We start from the raw sequence: 14906 nt of genomic DNA on the forward strand, positions 1-14906 counted from the left end.
CAGTGCGTATCCATACTGCCGGAAGACACGGTGGACGAGCCACACCCGGTTGCCTACGCGTGGAGACGGGATAAGCCAGAATTGATGCGTGTCTGCACGGCGGCGTGATCACCCGGGCCGTACGGCTCCGGCTGCGGGCCGCCGGAGCCGGAACGGATCGGTCAACGAGCACCCCGGTATGGAAAACTATCCCGCTGACGACGCCGACTATCGGCGCCCGCGCCGTCCGCCGCCCATGCCGAGCGCCAACCGCTACCTCCCGCCGCTGGGTCAGGAGCAGGAACGCCAGCGCGACAGCCAACCGCCGCCGCGCGAGTTCAACGACGGCGAACGGATCACCGTCACCCGGGCCGCGGCGATGCGCAGCCGCGAAATGGGCTCGCGGATGTATTGGATGGTGCAGCGCGCCGCCACCGCCGACGGCGCCGACAAGTCGGGCCTGACCGCGCTGACCTGGCCGGTGATGGCCAACTTCGCGGTCGACTCCGCGATGGCGGTTGCGCTGGCCAACACGTTGTTCTTTGCCGCGGCAAGCGGTGAAAGCAAATCGCGCGTCGCTCTTTACCTGTTGATCACCATCGCGCCGTTCGCCGTGATCGCGCCGCTGATCGGCCCCGCGCTGGACAAGCTGCAGCACGGCCGGCGGGTGGCGCTGGCGCTGTCTTTCGGACTGCGGACGGCGTTGGCGCTGGTGTTGATCATGAATTACGACGGCGCCACCGGCAGCTTCCCGTCGTGGGTGCTCTATCCGTGCGCGCTGGCCATGATGGTGTTCTCGAAGTCATTCAGCGTGCTGCGCAGCGCGGTGACCCCGCGGGTGATGCCGCCGACGATCGATTTGGTGCGGGTCAACTCTCGGCTGACGGTGTTCGGGCTGCTCGGCGGCACCATGGCCGGCGGTGCCGTCGCCGCTGGGGTCGAGTTCGGCTGTACCCATCTGCTGGAACTTCCGGGCGCGTTGTTCGTCGTCGTCGCGATCACCATCGCCGGCGCCGTTTTGTCGATGCGGATTCCAAGCTGGGTCGAGGTGACCACCGGCGAGGTGCCGGCCACCCTGAGCTACCACCGCGACGCCGGCAAGCTGCGGCGAAGCTGGCCGGAGGAAGTCAAGAACCTCGGCGGAACACTGCGACAACCGTTGGGCCGCAACATCATTACCTCGTTGTGGGGCAACTGCACCATCAAGGTGATGGTCGGCTTTCTGTTCTTGTATCCGGCGTTCGTCGCGAAGGCTCACGACGCCGACGGGTGGGTTCAGTTGGCCATGCTGGGCCTGATCGGCGCGGCCGCCGCGATCGGCAACTTCGCCGGCAATTTCACCAGCGCACGCCTGCAACTGGGCAGGCCGGCGGTGCTGGTCGTGCGCTGCACCGTGGTGGTGACGGTGTTCGCGCTGGCTGCCGCGGTGGCCGGCAATCTGGTGGCGGCCGCTATCGCGACCCTGATCACGTCGGGCTGCAGTGCAATCGCCAAAGCCTCGCTGGACGCCTCGCTCCAAGACGATCTGCCCGAGGAATCGCGGGCATCGGGGTTCGGCCGTTCGGAGTCGACGCTGCAGTTGGCCTGGGTGCTCGGCGGAGCGCTCGGCGTGTTGGTCTACACCGAATTGGGGGTCGGATTCACCGCCGTCAGCGCCCTGCTGATCCTGGGTCTGGCGCAGACCGTCGTCAGCTTCCGCGGCGACTCGCTGATCCCGGGTCTCGGCGGTAATCGGCCGGTGCTGGCCGAGCAGGAGAGCACCCGCCGCGCCGCTTCGGCAACCGGAGCGATGCCGCGGTGAAACGTTGGGGCGTTGCGCTTCTCGCGGTCGTGGTGTTGCTGTTGTCCGTCGGGGCGGGGCTTGGCGCGTGGCTGCTGGTGCGCGATTCCGGCCCGCAGCGACCTGAGATCAGTGCGTACTCGCACGGGCACCTGAGCCGCGTCGGCCCTTACATGTATTGCAACGTGTTGCGGCTCGACGAGTGTGAGACGCCGCAGACCCAGGGCGAACTGCCGGTGAACGAACGCGACCCGGTGCAGCTCTCGGTGCCGCAAGCCATTTCGCGGGCACCGTGGCGACTCCTGCAGCTCTACGAGGATCCCGCCGATGCCGCCGCCACCATCTTTCGGCCCAACAGCCGGCTTGCGGTCACCATCCCCACCGTCGACCCGCAGCGGGGCCGACTGACCGGGATTGTGGTGCAATTGTTGACGTTGGTGGTCGACCCCGCCTCCGGTGAGTTGCGCGAGGCGCCGCACGCGGAATGGTCTGTGCGCCTGGTATTTTGACGCCGAAGTGCGGGCGACGAAAAGGGTGGCCACACTGCCGCCATGCAGCAGAATCTGCGTGTCGATAGCGGTGGTCTGCAGACCATGGCCACCCGCTGGGACGCTGCGGCGGGCGAACTGAACGCGACAGCGGCTCCGACGGGGCTGGGTTTGTCGGGTCAGGCCAGCGCTGTCGCGGTCGACGGCGCCCACGCCGATGTCACGGCGTTCTCGGCGGCGCTCGCCGCACGGGTGATCGCCCGGGCCGCCCATGTCGTCGAGGCTGATACTCGCTACGTTGCCAACGAGACGGATTCGGCGAATATGCTGGCCGCCGTGGCCAGTCCGGTGGTCCGCGCCTAGCACATGTCAGTGGTCACCGCGTTTCCCACCCTTTCGCAGCTGTTGGCCTGGCCCACCGAGCATCTCATCGAGGCCGCTGACCACTGGGAGGCTGTCGGTGGGCGCTGCTACGGGGTGGCCAATCAGGGCTGGCGAGACGCGCTAGCGGTGGATTGGCGAGGCGCGGCAGCCGACACACTGCGCACCGAAACGCATTCCGACATGCTGACGACCAGCGCGGTGGCCGACCAGTTGCATGAGGCGGCCAAAGTGGCACGCAGCGGAGCCTCGGATCTGCATGCGGCGCGCTCGCGGGTGCGCTACGCGGTCGAGGATGCCCGCGCGGCGGGTTCGATGTCGGCGAAGACCTGTCGGTCACAGATCGAAGCAGTGGTGGGTCGGCCGCGCAGCGGGCCGCCCGGCTAACCCAGGCGCAAGCCTTCGCCGGCGACATCCGCCCAACGAGCCGTCCAGCTGGTTGGGGTCGATCAGCAAGTCGCCGCCAAAGTCACCGCCGCCGTGGCCGGCATCCGACACGTCGTCCCGCCAACACCTGCCCCCGCCGCACCGGCACACGGCAACCGCGTCGAGGCCGTCGACAACCGCACTTGGAAACAGGACCCAACGCCGGCGCCGCCGCCGGAACCTGCCACTGGTCCGAGCGCCGACGATATTCGCAAGGTGCTGGATAAATTGCCTGCGGGCAACAAACCGTTCATCAGAGAGGTCCGCTCACCGGAGGATCTTGAAAACCTGTGGAGGTGGGCGCAGCAGAACGGGGTGGAAGTACCCAATGGGTATGGTGATCCCAGTAAGGGCATTCGATATCGGCTCCCAGACGGAACCATGATCGGACAACGCTGGTCGGCCGAGTCCACCGGAAAGCCGGTCCTCGACATCGATATCCCCGGCGAACGTGGCTACACCAAGATCCACATCAATCCGCGGGGCGGTGTACCGGAAATTCCGGAGCCAGTCAGGGCTGCGCCAGTCGAGGCGCCACCGGCCCGGACCCCGGTCGAACCTCCATCTGTTGCGCGCCCACCAGTAGAGCCGGTGCCGGGCCGCGCTGGGCCAGCACCACCGGTCGTCGGTATCGGCCCAGTGCCGCCGGAATCCATCCCACACCCTGTCCACCCTCCGCACAGCCATCACGGACCTCCGGTGTTGGGTAAGGACGAGTTACCTGACTTAGATGAATTCACCCCAGGATGACGCCCAAGATGTCGACTGACACTCGTCGCTGGACAACTAACGACCCAGAAACAATGCGAAGGTATCAAGAACGATGACTCAACCTGATGACGAGCGCCGCAAACGCGGCCAGAGCGGGTTTAGCGCCCAAGATTCCTTGCGCCGACGTTTGTTGTCCGATGCGGAAGCAAACTGCCTGCCAATGGCGCACGTAATGGGGCTAATTTTGCGCGAACACCTCGCCGAGAGCCTAACGGCGCAACAAGACGTGGCGCTGCGCACTATCCGGTCGCTCCTCGATGATGGACTCATGGAGATCGGAGACATACTCGGCGCCTCCGATGAACGCATCGTGCCCTGGGATCTCTCGATCGATGCGGTTATGAAACGTATCTACGACCTCCTAGTTCGCCACTACGAGGAGCGTGGGTTGTGGGACTTCACAATCTGGCTGGGACTCACTCCTGCCGGGAAACGGCTAGCGCGCGAGCTTCAGGGTGAAGCCGCGGACTGAATCGTCGGGAGCGTCCGCGAAAGCCGTTGGCGATACTCGCGGAATGGGAGAACCGCTCATGCAGACATGCGGTCGCACATCGTACCGCCCTCCAGTGCCGCACCTACGTGCATTTAGACAGGAGTCCGGGTGATTTTCGTTCTACCGGGTCCTTTCGTCGATCGCGGTTCCATGCGCACCACGTTGGCAGCAACGCGAATGGCGGAATGCTACGCCCCGGCTGAACCCCGGTACCGCCGGAATCCGTGCCACACCCTGTTCACCCGCCCACAGCCACCACGGGCCCCCGGTGCTGGGCAAAGACGAGTTACCCGACCTCGACGAATTCAACCCCGGATGACGCCCTGACGTTGACTCCGACCGGTCGCTAAGACACGACACCACAAGCACACCACCCAAGTATGGAGAATCATGACTGGACCCGATGAGAATAGGCGGCCGGTGAGCCAGCCAATCGAAGTAGCGCAAGACCGGCTGCGCGCCGAGTTGCTCGTCAGTGCGCTGTACGACCTGGTGCCGCTGGCAGAGGTGGAATCGCTGATCACCCGCGGCGACCTTATTGAAACCCTTCCCGCCCGACAACAGTTCGCCCTGCGGACCATCCGATCGCTCTTGGAAGACGGGCTCATGCAAATTGGGGACCTTCCCTACCCGGGCGAAAGGTTCGCAGGGTGGGACCTCTCGGTGGACGCTGCTATGGAGCGCGTCTCCAACCTGTTTGTCAGCAAATACGATGAGCCTGATCTGTGGGAATTCACGATCTGGCTGGGCCTCACGCCCGCCGGAGAACGGCAAGCCCACAAGCTCAAAGGTGACGCAGCGGACTGATTCCTCAGACGCGGCAGCCATACCAGGGCGGCATGCCCGTCAACTCATTTCAGCCAGACGCGTCGACGCCGGAATCCCCTACACTCCGTGACCCGCCGGCACCCGTTCTCCCTCAACCGGCGTCCCCGGCGGTGTCCCATCACCGAAAGGCCTGCCGCCCAATGCTTCCCGACCATGTGGTGTGAGCCATCCGGCTAGCTCAGGCCCCTTGGGCAAGATGCGGGTCGGGTTGATGTCGGCGTGCACGATGTAGTAGTGCTGCTTGATCTGAGTGAAGTCGACCGTATCGCCGAAACCCGGCGTCTGGAACAGATCTCGGGCATAAGCCCACAACACCGGCATCTCGGACAGCTTGCTTCGATTGCACTTGAAATGCCCGTGGTATACCGGGTCGAAGCGGACCAGCGTGGTGAACAGCCGCACGTCGGCCTCAGTGATGGTGTCCCCCAACAGGTATCGCTGCGCCGCCAGGCGGTCGCTGACCCAATCCAACGCGGTGAACAGCCGGTCGTAGGCGGCGTCGTAGGCCTGCTGTGATCCGGCGAAACCGCAGCGGTAAACGCCGTTGTTGATCTCGGTGTAAACCCTCTTGCTCACCTCGTCGATCTCGTCCCGCAATGCGTCGGGGTACAGCTGCGGCGCGCCGTCGCGGTGGTAAGCGGTCCATTCCGTGGAAAAGTCCACAGTGATTTGAGCGAAATCGTTGGTGACCACCGCCCCGCTCGCCACGTCGACGATCGCCGGAACAGTAATGCCTTTCGGGTAGCCGGGGAAACGCTTGAAGTAGGCATCCTGAAGCCGGGGAATCTTGAGCACCGGGTCGACGCCGCCGGGATCAAGATCGAACGTCCAACTGCGCTCGTCGTGAGTGGGACCGCAAAAACCAATGGACAGAACGGGTTCCAGGCCAAGTAGCCGACGGACGATGATCGTGCGGTTGGCCCACGGACAGGCGCGGGCAACGACAAGTCGATAGCGGCCCGGCTCGACCGGATAGCCGTCGCGTCCGTCGGCGGTGATACGGGTGGTGATGTAATTGGTGTCGCGGTTGAATTCGCCTGTCCCGGCGACGTAAGCGGCCATGGTTTCCATCATGCCTTTGGCGCACACACCTGGCGAAGCGCTCGACACTTGACGATCGAACGCTGGCTCCGTCGAATCTCATAGCCGTGGGCTGCCGTCGTTTCCGCCGCCCCGCGGGAACCGCGGCCATGGTCGTAACGGGTCAACGCCGGAGAACAGGACGCTACAAAAAGGTAACCCGAACAAAACACTCATAGGCAATTATTTCCCTCACGCAGTAGTGCAGCAAGAGACTATCGCTCTATTCATCGGTCTGCTGTGCCCCGACAACGGTGTCGCGCACGCGACCCATACACATGGTGGGCTAGATGACCTTTCGAGCCAACGACGCCCACGCCGGCACGAAGCCGCTCCTGGCCCAATGTCAAGTGGTGACTGTCGATTTCGGCGCAATACCCCCCGAGATCAACTCGGCTCGGATCTACAGCGGCCCCGGATCAGGGCCGCTGATCGCCGCGGCAACGGGGTGGGACACGCTGGCCGCAGAATTGGCCGCGGCATCGGCAGGCTACGTTTCGGTGATTTCGGAGCTGACCAGCTCACAGTGGTTGGGGCCCGCATCGACGGCCATGGCGGCCACCATCGTGCCGCACCAAGTCTGGATCAGCGCCACCGCCCGGAATGCAGAGCTGACCGGAATGCAGGCGCGGGCAGCCGCCGCAGCCTTTGAAACCGCGCACGCGATGACCGTGCCCCCGCCCGTCGTCGCGGCCAACCGGAGCGTGCTGCAGACGCTGATTGCGACGAACTTCTTTGGCCAGAACACCCCGGCGATCGCGTCCACCGAGTTCCACTACGCCGAGATGTGGGCGCAAGATGCCGCCGCGATGTACGGTTATGCCGCATCCTGCGCGAGCGCCTCGACGCTGACTCCGTTCACCGCGCCGCCCCGAACTGCCGACTCAGACGGTCCGGCCAGACAAGCCGCTGCGGTCGGCAGCACCGTATCCGCGATATCGCAATTAACCCCGAAATTGATCGACCTCGCCGTTGCAACCCAAGTGTTGCAACACCTTTCGTTGCCGCCCTGGTATATCAGAATCTGGGACTTCCTCAAGAGTATCCCGATCCCGGTGTGGGACCAGCTGCTGAACCTGGAATACATGTACGGGGCCCTGATCTACGACACCCAAGGCTACGAACTGAACGCCCTGCAGCTCATTCAGTCGCTGACGTGGGCACCCGCGCAAGCAGCAACCGGTGCCGCGGCCGCATCAACCGGCGTCAGCGGGCACCCTGTCGGCTCTGGCCTTGCCCGGCTGAGCGCAGCTGAAGTGTCGGCGAGTATGGGCAAGGCCGACAAGATCGGGCTGATGTCGGCGCCGACCAGCTGGGCAACCACGGCTTCAGCGCCGCACCCCGAAGCGGTGCGAATGGCACCGATGGTGGTCAGCGACGCCGTGCCGGGAAGTGGACCAACCGGTCTGATTCCCGGCATGCGCACAGGTGGTATGCGCGAAGACACACACTTCGTCAAACGCCAACAGGGATCACGCATTGCGGTGCTCAGCCCGAAGGCAATCGGTTAGCAGAGTTCATACCCGGCGCCATGAGCGAGTCACCGCCGAGGATGCTTGGGCCAGAAGGTAGTTCACACACAGTAGCGACGGACATGACGTAAGGGGTTCAGAGCAATGATTGATTTTGGCGTATTACCGCCGGAAGTCAACTCAATTAGAATGTATTCCGGCCCGGGGTCGGCGCCGATGTTGGCCGCTGTGTCGGCGTGGAGCGGAGTTGCTGCCGAATTAGCCTCTACCGCAGACGATTACGAGACCATTGTGACCAGACTGCAGAGTGAGGACTGGATTGGTCCGGCGGCGACGTCCATGGCCGATGCGGTCCAACCGTACCTGGCGTGGATCAGAACCACTGCGGCACAGGCTGAGCACGCTGCCACCCAGGCACGCATGGTAGTCGCCGCCTACGAGGCCGCGGTAGCCTCGGTCGTTCCCCCACCTCTGGTTGCGGCCAATCGCGCCCGGGTGGCCTCACTGACCTCGACCAACGTCTTTGGCCAAAACACTGCGCGGATAGCGCTTCTCGAGGCGGAGTACGGTGACATGTGGACTCAGGATGCGACGGCCATGTATGTGTATGCCGCCGCTTCCGCGAATGCCTCCCGTCTCACACCGTTCACGTCGCCAACGCAAACCACCAGCCTGTCGGCTTCGGCCTTGCAAGGCGCGGCCGTCGCGAAGGCCGCAGGCACCGCTGCTGGAGGGATACAAAACCTGCTGTCGAAGCTGGTTTCTCAAGCGCCGAACGCCTTACTTGATCTGGCGACGCCACTTTCGTCCCTATTGGCTTCTGCGGGAGCAGCCCCGACGCCACCCTCATGGGTGGTGTGGCTAGAGGATTTCCTGAACCTGATTTCTCCCTTGACCGGTACCTGGTACAACGTCACGGGCCTGCCCTATTTCGGGATCGGTATCACCAACAGCCTTGCTTCGACGGCAAGAGCCGTCGGAGCGATCGGTCCGGACGTCGGCGCGGCGGCGGCTTCCGCGGGCGGCGCCGCGACCGATGCTGCGGGGACGCTGGGCCGCGCTGCACCGATAGCCGCGGGTATGGGCAATGCGCCGGCCGTCGGCAAGTTGTCGGTACCGCCCAGTTGGTCGGCGACCGGCCCGGCCCCGGCTCCGTCGGTGGGTTCGGTATCGGCGCCCTTGGTCAGCAATATCGCCTTGCCCGAGGCCGCTCCGGAAAGCAGCAACATGCTGGGCGGCATGCCGCTGGCCGGCGCCGGAGTCAATGCCGCAGGCAGCGCTCCCCGATACGGTTTTCGTCCCAAGGTGATGCTGCGGCCACCGTTTGCGGGTTAGCGGAATGACGAAAAACACACGGCTGTGCCGAAGACTTCACCGATCGTCGGCCAGGTTGCCGCCGCCGACGCCACAACCGATGTCGACACCACCAACGCCATGGGCCTCGAACTATCGGATGCCCGGTGGCGTCATGATGCGTTGGGCCGTACTCGCCTTCTTCGCGTTCGTGGTCTGGACGCTCACCACAGATACCGAAGCATTGATCGCATTGCGTGGTTTCCGTTGTGGCTCATACTCCTAGCGGTCGGTTGGCTGGTCGTCCGGCGCCGGCCGGTGCCGCGCCGAACGATACCGCCGGTTTCGAGCCGAGCTTGAGCTTCTCAGCGGAACTCACGCGCTTTGCGTTCGCCCGACCGGCCCGGGCGAGGACACCGTCGAAATTCGCCGTGCCACATCGGTTTCGGTGGACGGGCCCGGTTCCCAGGGCGCGATCCACGGTCCGGTGCCCTCCGACTGATCGATGATCCCCTCCTCCAACCAGGTGTAGCGGCCGTCCAACACATCGTTGGTCAGGCGAACGTCGCTGCTGTCGGTGTTGGCCCACAACGCGTGGAACAGCGCCTCGACGCGAAGGGTCGCTTGCTCACAGAAGATTTCGGCCAGCTCATACGCCTGATGACCGACGACCGGATCAACAACCCGCTGTGCCTCGGCCCGAACACATGCCGCGGACATGGCGAACAGCTCTGCACCGATATCGACGATGCGCCCGAGGAACCCTTGCTTCTGCTCCAACCTGGCCTGCCAGCGCGCCATGCCGTAGAACGTGTTGCGGGCCAGCTTGCGCGTGGAGCGTTCGACGAATCGCAGATGCGACGCCAACGGGCCGAATTCCTGATATGCCGTGGGTCGTTGCCCTTCGCCGAATACGAGCTGCGGCAACCACTTTGCGTAGAAACCGCTGGCGCCGACCGCAGCCGCGGCCTTCTGGCGCAGATCGGTCTCGGGCTTGGCGAGATCGCCGGCAGCTGTCAAGTGCGCATCCACTGCCTCCCGGGCGATGAGCAGCCGCATGATCTCACTGGATCCCTCGAAGATGCGGTTGATCCGCATGTCGCGCAGCGACTGCTCCACCGGTGCCGCGCGCTCACCTCGCGCGGCCAGCGACTCGGCGGTCTCGTATCCCCGCCCGCCCCGGATCTGCAACAGCTCGTCGGCAATCCGACAGGTCATCTCACTGGACCAGAGCTTGGCCAGCGCCGCCTCGATCCGGATGTCGTTGCGACCCTCGTCGGCCATCTGACCGGACAGCTCGACCACCGCGTCCAGCGCGTAAGTGGTGGCGGCGATGAACGCGATCTTGCCGGCCACCGCTTCGTGTTTGCCTACCGGTTTGCCCCACTGCACCCGCTCACGAGACCATTCACGCGCTATCTTCAGCGACCATTTGCACGATCCGGTCACCATCGCCGGTATCGCCAGCCGTCCGGCGTTGAGTGTGGTGAGCGCGATCTTCAGACCGTCGCCCTCCCGGCCGATCAGGTTTTCGGCCGGAACCCGCACGCGGTGCAGCCTGGTGACGCCGTTCTCGATACCGCGCAGTCCCATGAATTTGTTGCGCCGCTCCACGGTGATCCCGGGTGAGTCGGCCTCGACGACGAACGCGCTGATGCCGCCCCGATGCCCCTCGCTCTTGGGGACCCGCGCCATGACGACCAGCAATTCGGCGACCACGCCGTTGGTGGTCCACAGTTTGAGGCCCTCGAGTTCGTACGCCTTGCCGTCTTCTATCGGTGTGGCCGTCGAGGCCAGGCGCGCCGGGTCCGAACCCACGTCGGGCTCGGTGAGCAGGAAAGCCGACAGGGCGCCGGCAGCACACCGGGGCAAGAACTTCCGCTTCTGCTCCGGGCTTCCGGCCAGCTTCAACGGCTCGGGCACCCCGATCGACTGGTGGGCCGACAGCAGTGCGCCCAGGCTCGGATGAACCGTCGAGGCCATCATCAGCGCGCGGTTATAGGCAACCTGCGACATGTTCAATCCGCCATATTCGGTCGGGATTTTCATGCCGAAACAACCCAGTTCGGCAAAGCCCTTCACGTATTCGTCGGGAATCTGGGCATCACGCTCGATCACGCTGCCGTCGACGGTGGTGAGGAATTCCCGCAACTTGCCCAGGAACGCCTCGATGCGGGCCTCCTCGGCTTCCGACGGTTTCGGAAACGGGTGGATGAGTTCGAGCGGGAACCGGCCAAGAAAAATCTCTTTGGCGAAAGATGGTTTGTCCCAACCACTTTCGCGCGATTCTTCGGCAAGCGCTCTCGCCTGCTGTTCGGTGACTTGCACTTGCTGCGCCATCGCGGCCTCCTCGCTGATGAACCGACATGGGGGTTGGTTACCCGGTTCCTGCCCGATAGTACGACGAGAGACGGCCCGAATGACCCTTACCGGCCGGGGCAAAAACTGTGCGATCGCCCAGCGCGGCCCCGCGCCTCCGAGTTCGAGCGGGACGGGCGCAGAACAGCCGTGCCGCCCAGCCCGGCCCGCTGTCATACACGAAAAGCATTGCCGGATAAGCCTGGCCGGCGAGCCAACCGAGTTGGTGTCGCTGCGAGCAGTGTGTCGTGGCGCGCCACCGATCCGACCGGAACGGCGGCGCGGGCAACCTCCCCGGCTGGCGCGGCTAGGCGTCCAACTCCCGCGCCACGGCCTTGACCACCTCGGAAACTCGCCGAGCCGTCTTGCGATCGGGGTAGCGACCCTTGCGCAACTCGGGCTGCACCGTGCTCTCCAGCAAGGTGATCATGTCCTCGACCATGCCGTGCAGTTCATCGGGACTGTGCTTGTGCTCGACCACCTCCCGCCGGGTGCGGGAAAGGCTCGGTGGCGGGTCGATCAGCTTGAGGCTCAGCGCCTGCGGTCCGCGCCGCCCGGATGCGATGCCGAACTCCACGCGTTGCCCCGCTTTGAGTCCCTCGACGCCCGCCGGCAACGCCGAGGAACGGACGTAGACGTCCTCGCCGTCCTCCTGCGACAGGAAGCCGAACCCCTTTTCGGAGTCGTACCACTTCACTTTGCCGGTCGGCACTGCTCTCACCTGCTTGTCTGACGGATCGCTGGGTTTACCACACCAAGACGCGCCCCGCCTGCGCAGGACGCGATGACGATCTCAGATCCTACTCGGATCGTCGGCCGCCGAGCATCCGTGTTTACCGCGTACTGAGTAGGCTGGGATTACCGCTGGAGGAGATATGCGCCTGATCCTGAACGTTATCTGGTTGGTCTTCGGTGGCCTGTGGTTGGCCGTCGGATACCTGGTTGCGGCGTTGGTCTGTTTCCTGCTGATCGTCACCATCCCGTTCGGTTTCGCGGCCCTGCGCATCGCGTCGTACGCGTTGTGGCCGTTCGGCAGGACGATCGTCGACAAGCCGAGCGCCGGGACCGGCGCGCTGCTCGGCAATGTCATCTGGGTGCTGCTGTTCGGCATCTGGCTGGCAATCGGGCATTTGGTCAGCGCGGTGGCGATGGCCGCCACGATCATCGGCATTCCGCTGGCCCTGGCCAATCTCAAACTGATCCCGGTGTCGTTGGTGCCGTTGGGCAAAGAGATCGTTCCCGTCGGTGCGCCGGCTCGAATCGAACGCGTGACCGTATGACGGTGACGGCGCTGGGCGTTCCGACGGTGCGTGGCCGGTTGCCGGAGCCAGCGGCCCTACCGGACGCCGCCCCCGTGGAAGGCCCGTTGCTGGACAGCTTCGGCCGGGTCGCAACCGATCTACGGGTTTCGCTGACCGACCGCTGCAATCTGCGGTGCAACTATTGCATGCCGGCGCACGGCCTGGACTGGCTGCCGGGGGAGCAATTGCTGCGAGCTGAGGAGCTGGGCAGGCTGATCGGTCTCGCCGTCACCCGGCTCGGTGTCACCAGCGTGCGGTTTACCGGCGGCGAGCCGCTGTTGGCCCGCCACCTGGAAGAGGTCGTTGTCGTAACGGCCGGCCTGCGGCCTCGTCCGGAGATCTCGTTGACCACCAACGGCGTCGGGCTGGCACGAAGGGCAGCCGCTTTGGCCGACGCCGGCCTGGACCGGGTGAACGTCTCACTGGACAGCGTGGACCGCGCCCACTTCGCCGCCATCACCCGTCGGGACCGGCTCACCGACGTATTGGAGGGCCTGGCCGCCGCCAAGAACGCCGGCCTGACCCCGGTCAAGGTGAACGCCGTGCTCGACCCCGCCACCGGCCGCAAGGATGTCGTCGAGCTGCTGAGCTACTGCCTGGAACACGGCTACCAGTTGCGAGTCATCGAGCAGATGCCACTCGACGCGGGGCACCAATGGCGCCGCGACGCCGCGCTGAGCGCCGACGATGTGCTGGCAGCGTTGCGCCCGCATTTCCGGCTGCGGCCCGACCCGGCCCCGCGAGGTTCGGCCCCGGCCGAGCTCTGGCTGGCCGACTCGGGCCCCGACACGCCGGCCGGCAAGTTCGGGGTCATCGCCTCGGTCTCGCATGCCTTCTGCTCGACTTGCGACCGCACCCGGCTTACCGCCGACGGCCAAATCCGCAGCTGCCTGTTCGCCGGCGAGGAGACCGACTTGCGCGGCCTGCTGCGCAGCGGCGCTGACGACGACGCGATCGAGCGGGCATGGCGCGCCGCGATGTGGCGCAAGCCGGCCGGCCACGGCATCAACGATCCGGATTTCGTGCAGCCCGACCGCCCGATGAGCGCCATCGGTGGCTAACCCGATGGCTAACACGCTGGCTAACTCGGTGGCAGATGCCACTGGGATTCAGGTGACCGTCCGCTACTTCGCGGCGGCGCGAGCGGCCGCCGGTATCGAGTCGGAAACAGTCACGTTGCGGCCCGGCGCCACGGTGGCCGAATTGGTCGACGGCCTGGCCGCACGCAACGCTCGGCTGGCAACGGTGTTGGGCCGATGCTCCTATCTGCGCGACGGTATTGCCGTCCGAGACGACGCCACATCGTTATCCGCCGGCGACACGCTTGATGTACTCCCCCCCTTTGCGGGCGGCTGATCGCTGTGAGATTTGTCACGTAACGGAACGATAACAAGCCGGACACGGTGCGGTGTCGAGCATTATGACCTGCGCAAATAGCCGCGCTTCTTGGGGTTTTCGGCGGCGTCTGTGAGCAAAACGCCGGCCCATCTCACACGTGACGAGATTGGCTGAAACCGCTACCGTCTCCGAAGGCTCGTCAACGAACCACTGACTTGCCCACCCTGCCTACCACGCGCCGAGCTCCATCCAGTAGGTGAGGGGTTCCGAACGCGGATGGAGGCGGGGGACCCACCGGGTCCGCCGAGATCGGACCAGGGCCGTTCACGGCCCTTGGGGTGAAGCCGACGTCGTCTCACCGGAGTACGACGCTGGCCGGGTGGCCTCTCTGGTTTTGAACCAACCCGAACCCGACAGCTGACCTCGTAGGCGTGTACAGAGAGGAATAACCGAGCGTATGAGTGGACGTCACCGTAAGCCCACCACATCAAGCGTCAGCGTCGCCAAAGTCGCCTTTACCGGCGCGGTGCTCGGCGGCGGCGGCATCGCCATGGCCGGTCATGCGGCCGCGGCCACCGATTGGGAATGGGATCAGGTAGCCCGTTGCGAGTCCGGCGGTAACTGGGCGATCAACACCGGCAACGGCTACTACGGCGGCGTGCAGTTCACCCCAGGCACCTGGGCCTCCCACGGCGGCGGCGAGTTCGCCCCGTCGGCCCAACTGGCCACCCGGGAACAACAGATCGCGGTCGCCGAGCGAGTGCTGGCCACCCAGGGCCGCGGCGCCTGGCCGGTGTGCGGTCACGGGCTGTCGTCTGCCACTCCCCGCGACGTTCCTGCTCCGGCGGCGATGGACGCGCCCGTCGATGCGCCGGATGTCAACGGCGAACCGGCCCCGCTGGCCGACGCCCCACCCCC

15 protein-coding genes and 1 riboswitch are annotated in these 14906 nt (G+C 65.2%); of the genes, 12 read left to right on the forward strand and 3 right to left on the reverse strand.

Annotated elements, in window-relative coordinates; all coding sequences use genetic code 11:
• Window positions 1-178 precede the first annotated feature (178 nt).
• From BST40_RS13330 to BST40_RS13360, 6 genes are all read left to right on the forward strand, one after another.
• Complete coding sequence (locus BST40_RS13330) at window positions 179-1780, forward strand: MFS transporter (protein ID WP_167381690.1); 1602 nt, start codon at window positions 179-181, stop codon at window positions 1778-1780.
• Window positions 1777-2268: a DUF2771 domain-containing protein gene (locus BST40_RS13335; protein ID WP_075548281.1), complete on the forward strand. Its 492-nt coding sequence runs from the start codon at window positions 1777-1779 to the stop codon at window positions 2266-2268. The genes BST40_RS13330 and BST40_RS13335 overlap by 4 nt, the downstream gene beginning before the upstream one ends.
• Before the next feature lie 42 nt (window positions 2269-2310).
• A complete protein-coding gene (locus BST40_RS13340) occupies window positions 2311-2610 on the forward strand; it encodes a hypothetical protein (protein ID WP_075548282.1) in 300 nt (99 codons plus the stop codon).
• Between the two features lie 3 nt (window positions 2611-2613).
• Window positions 2614-3015 (forward strand): hypothetical protein, encoded by a 402-nt coding sequence (locus BST40_RS33240; protein WP_099224591.1) that lies wholly within the window; start codon window positions 2614-2616, stop codon window positions 3013-3015.
• Between the two features lie 862 nt (window positions 3016-3877).
• On the forward strand, window positions 3878-4297 hold the full coding sequence (locus tag BST40_RS13355; RefSeq protein WP_131808332.1) for a hypothetical protein: 420 nt from the start codon (window positions 3878-3880) through the stop codon (window positions 4295-4297).
• 441 nt (window positions 4298-4738) lie between these two features.
• Complete coding sequence (locus BST40_RS13360) at window positions 4739-5125, forward strand: hypothetical protein (RefSeq protein WP_075548284.1); 387 nt, start codon at window positions 4739-4741, stop codon at window positions 5123-5125.
• A 78-nt stretch (window positions 5126-5203) separates the two neighbouring features.
• Here the strand turns inward: BST40_RS13360 and BST40_RS13365 are convergent, their stop codons facing one another.
• On the reverse strand, window positions 5204-6208 hold the full coding sequence (locus BST40_RS13365; protein ID WP_083154490.1) for a glutathione S-transferase family protein: 1005 nt from the start codon (window positions 6206-6208) through the stop codon (window positions 5204-5206).
• A gap of 308 nt (window positions 6209-6516) precedes the next feature.
• Here BST40_RS13365 and BST40_RS13370 point away from each other — a divergent pair, with 308 nt between their 5' ends.
• Window positions 6517-7737, forward strand: a complete 1221-nt coding sequence (locus BST40_RS13370) for a PPE family protein (protein ID WP_083154483.1) — start codon at window positions 6517-6519, stop codon at window positions 7735-7737.
• A 108-nt stretch (window positions 7738-7845) separates the two neighbouring features.
• A complete protein-coding gene (locus BST40_RS13375; protein ID WP_075548296.1) occupies window positions 7846-9033 on the forward strand; it encodes a PPE family protein in 1188 nt (395 codons plus the stop codon).
• 333 nt (window positions 9034-9366) lie between these two features.
• On the opposite strand, the gene BST40_RS13380 is transcribed toward BST40_RS13375, so the two are convergent.
• Both BST40_RS13380 and BST40_RS13385 read right to left on the reverse strand, forming a co-directional pair.
• Window positions 9367-11331 (reverse strand): acyl-CoA dehydrogenase family protein, encoded by a 1965-nt coding sequence (locus BST40_RS13380; protein ID WP_083154485.1) that lies wholly within the window; start codon window positions 11329-11331, stop codon window positions 9367-9369.
• Between the two features lie 325 nt (window positions 11332-11656).
• Window positions 11657-12061 (reverse strand): cold-shock protein, encoded by a 405-nt coding sequence (locus tag BST40_RS13385; protein ID WP_036410085.1) that lies wholly within the window; start codon window positions 12059-12061, stop codon window positions 11657-11659.
• Between the two features lie 163 nt (window positions 12062-12224).
• On the opposite strand from BST40_RS13385, the gene BST40_RS13390 reads away from it, so the two are divergent.
• From BST40_RS13390 to BST40_RS13405, 4 genes are all read left to right on the forward strand, one after another.
• A complete protein-coding gene (locus tag BST40_RS13390; protein ID WP_075548286.1) occupies window positions 12225-12629 on the forward strand; it encodes a YccF domain-containing protein in 405 nt (134 codons plus the stop codon).
• Window positions 12626-13711, forward strand: coding sequence for a GTP 3',8-cyclase MoaA (moaA, locus tag BST40_RS13395; RefSeq protein ID WP_075548287.1), 1086 nt, complete (start codon window positions 12626-12628; stop codon window positions 13709-13711). The genes BST40_RS13390 and moaA overlap by 4 nt, the downstream gene beginning before the upstream one ends.
• Window positions 13712-13715: 4 nt before the next feature.
• The gene (locus BST40_RS13400; RefSeq protein ID WP_075548288.1) at window positions 13716-14006 is read left to right on the forward strand and encodes a MoaD/ThiS family protein; all 291 of its coding nucleotides are present in this window, start codon (window positions 13716-13718) and stop codon (window positions 14004-14006) included.
• 236 nt (window positions 14007-14242) lie between these two features.
• Window positions 14243-14436: riboswitch (cyclic di-AMP (ydaO/yuaA leader) on the forward strand.
• Window positions 14437-14445: 9 nt separating this feature from the next.
• Window positions 14446-14906: transglycosylase family protein (locus tag BST40_RS13405; RefSeq protein WP_142276730.1), on the forward strand; the 461-nt coding region annotated here is incomplete at its 3' end.

It is taken from the genome of Mycobacterium persicum (assembly GCF_002086675.1).
Lineage (GTDB): Bacteria > Actinomycetota > Actinomycetes > Mycobacteriales > Mycobacteriaceae > Mycobacterium > Mycobacterium persicum.

Coding starts and splice junctions, on each gene's coding strand:
- BST40_RS13330 (WP_167381690.1), top strand. CDS start 179: ATGGAAAACTATCCCGCTGACGACGCCGACTATCGGCGCCCGCGCCGT.
- BST40_RS13340 (WP_075548282.1), top strand. CDS start 2,311: ATGCAGCAGAATCTGCGTGTCGATAGCGGTGGTCTGCAGACCATGGCC.
- BST40_RS33240 (WP_099224591.1), top strand. CDS start 2,614: ATGTCAGTGGTCACCGCGTTTCCCACCCTTTCGCAGCTGTTGGCCTGG.
- BST40_RS13355 (WP_131808332.1), top strand. CDS start 3,878: ATGACTCAACCTGATGACGAGCGCCGCAAACGCGGCCAGAGCGGGTTT.
- BST40_RS13365 (WP_083154490.1), bottom strand. CDS start 6,208: ATGGCCGCTTACGTCGCCGGGACAGGCGAATTCAACCGCGACACCAAT.
- BST40_RS13370 (WP_083154483.1), top strand. CDS start 6,517: ATGACCTTTCGAGCCAACGACGCCCACGCCGGCACGAAGCCGCTCCTG.
- BST40_RS13380 (WP_083154485.1), bottom strand. CDS start 11,331: ATGGCGCAGCAAGTGCAAGTCACCGAACAGCAGGCGAGAGCGCTTGCC.
- BST40_RS13390 (WP_075548286.1), top strand. CDS start 12,225: ATGCGCCTGATCCTGAACGTTATCTGGTTGGTCTTCGGTGGCCTGTGG.
- moaA (WP_075548287.1), top strand. CDS start 12,626: ATGACGGTGACGGCGCTGGGCGTTCCGACGGTGCGTGGCCGGTTGCCG.
- BST40_RS13400 (WP_075548288.1), top strand. CDS start 13,716: ATGGCTAACACGCTGGCTAACTCGGTGGCAGATGCCACTGGGATTCAG.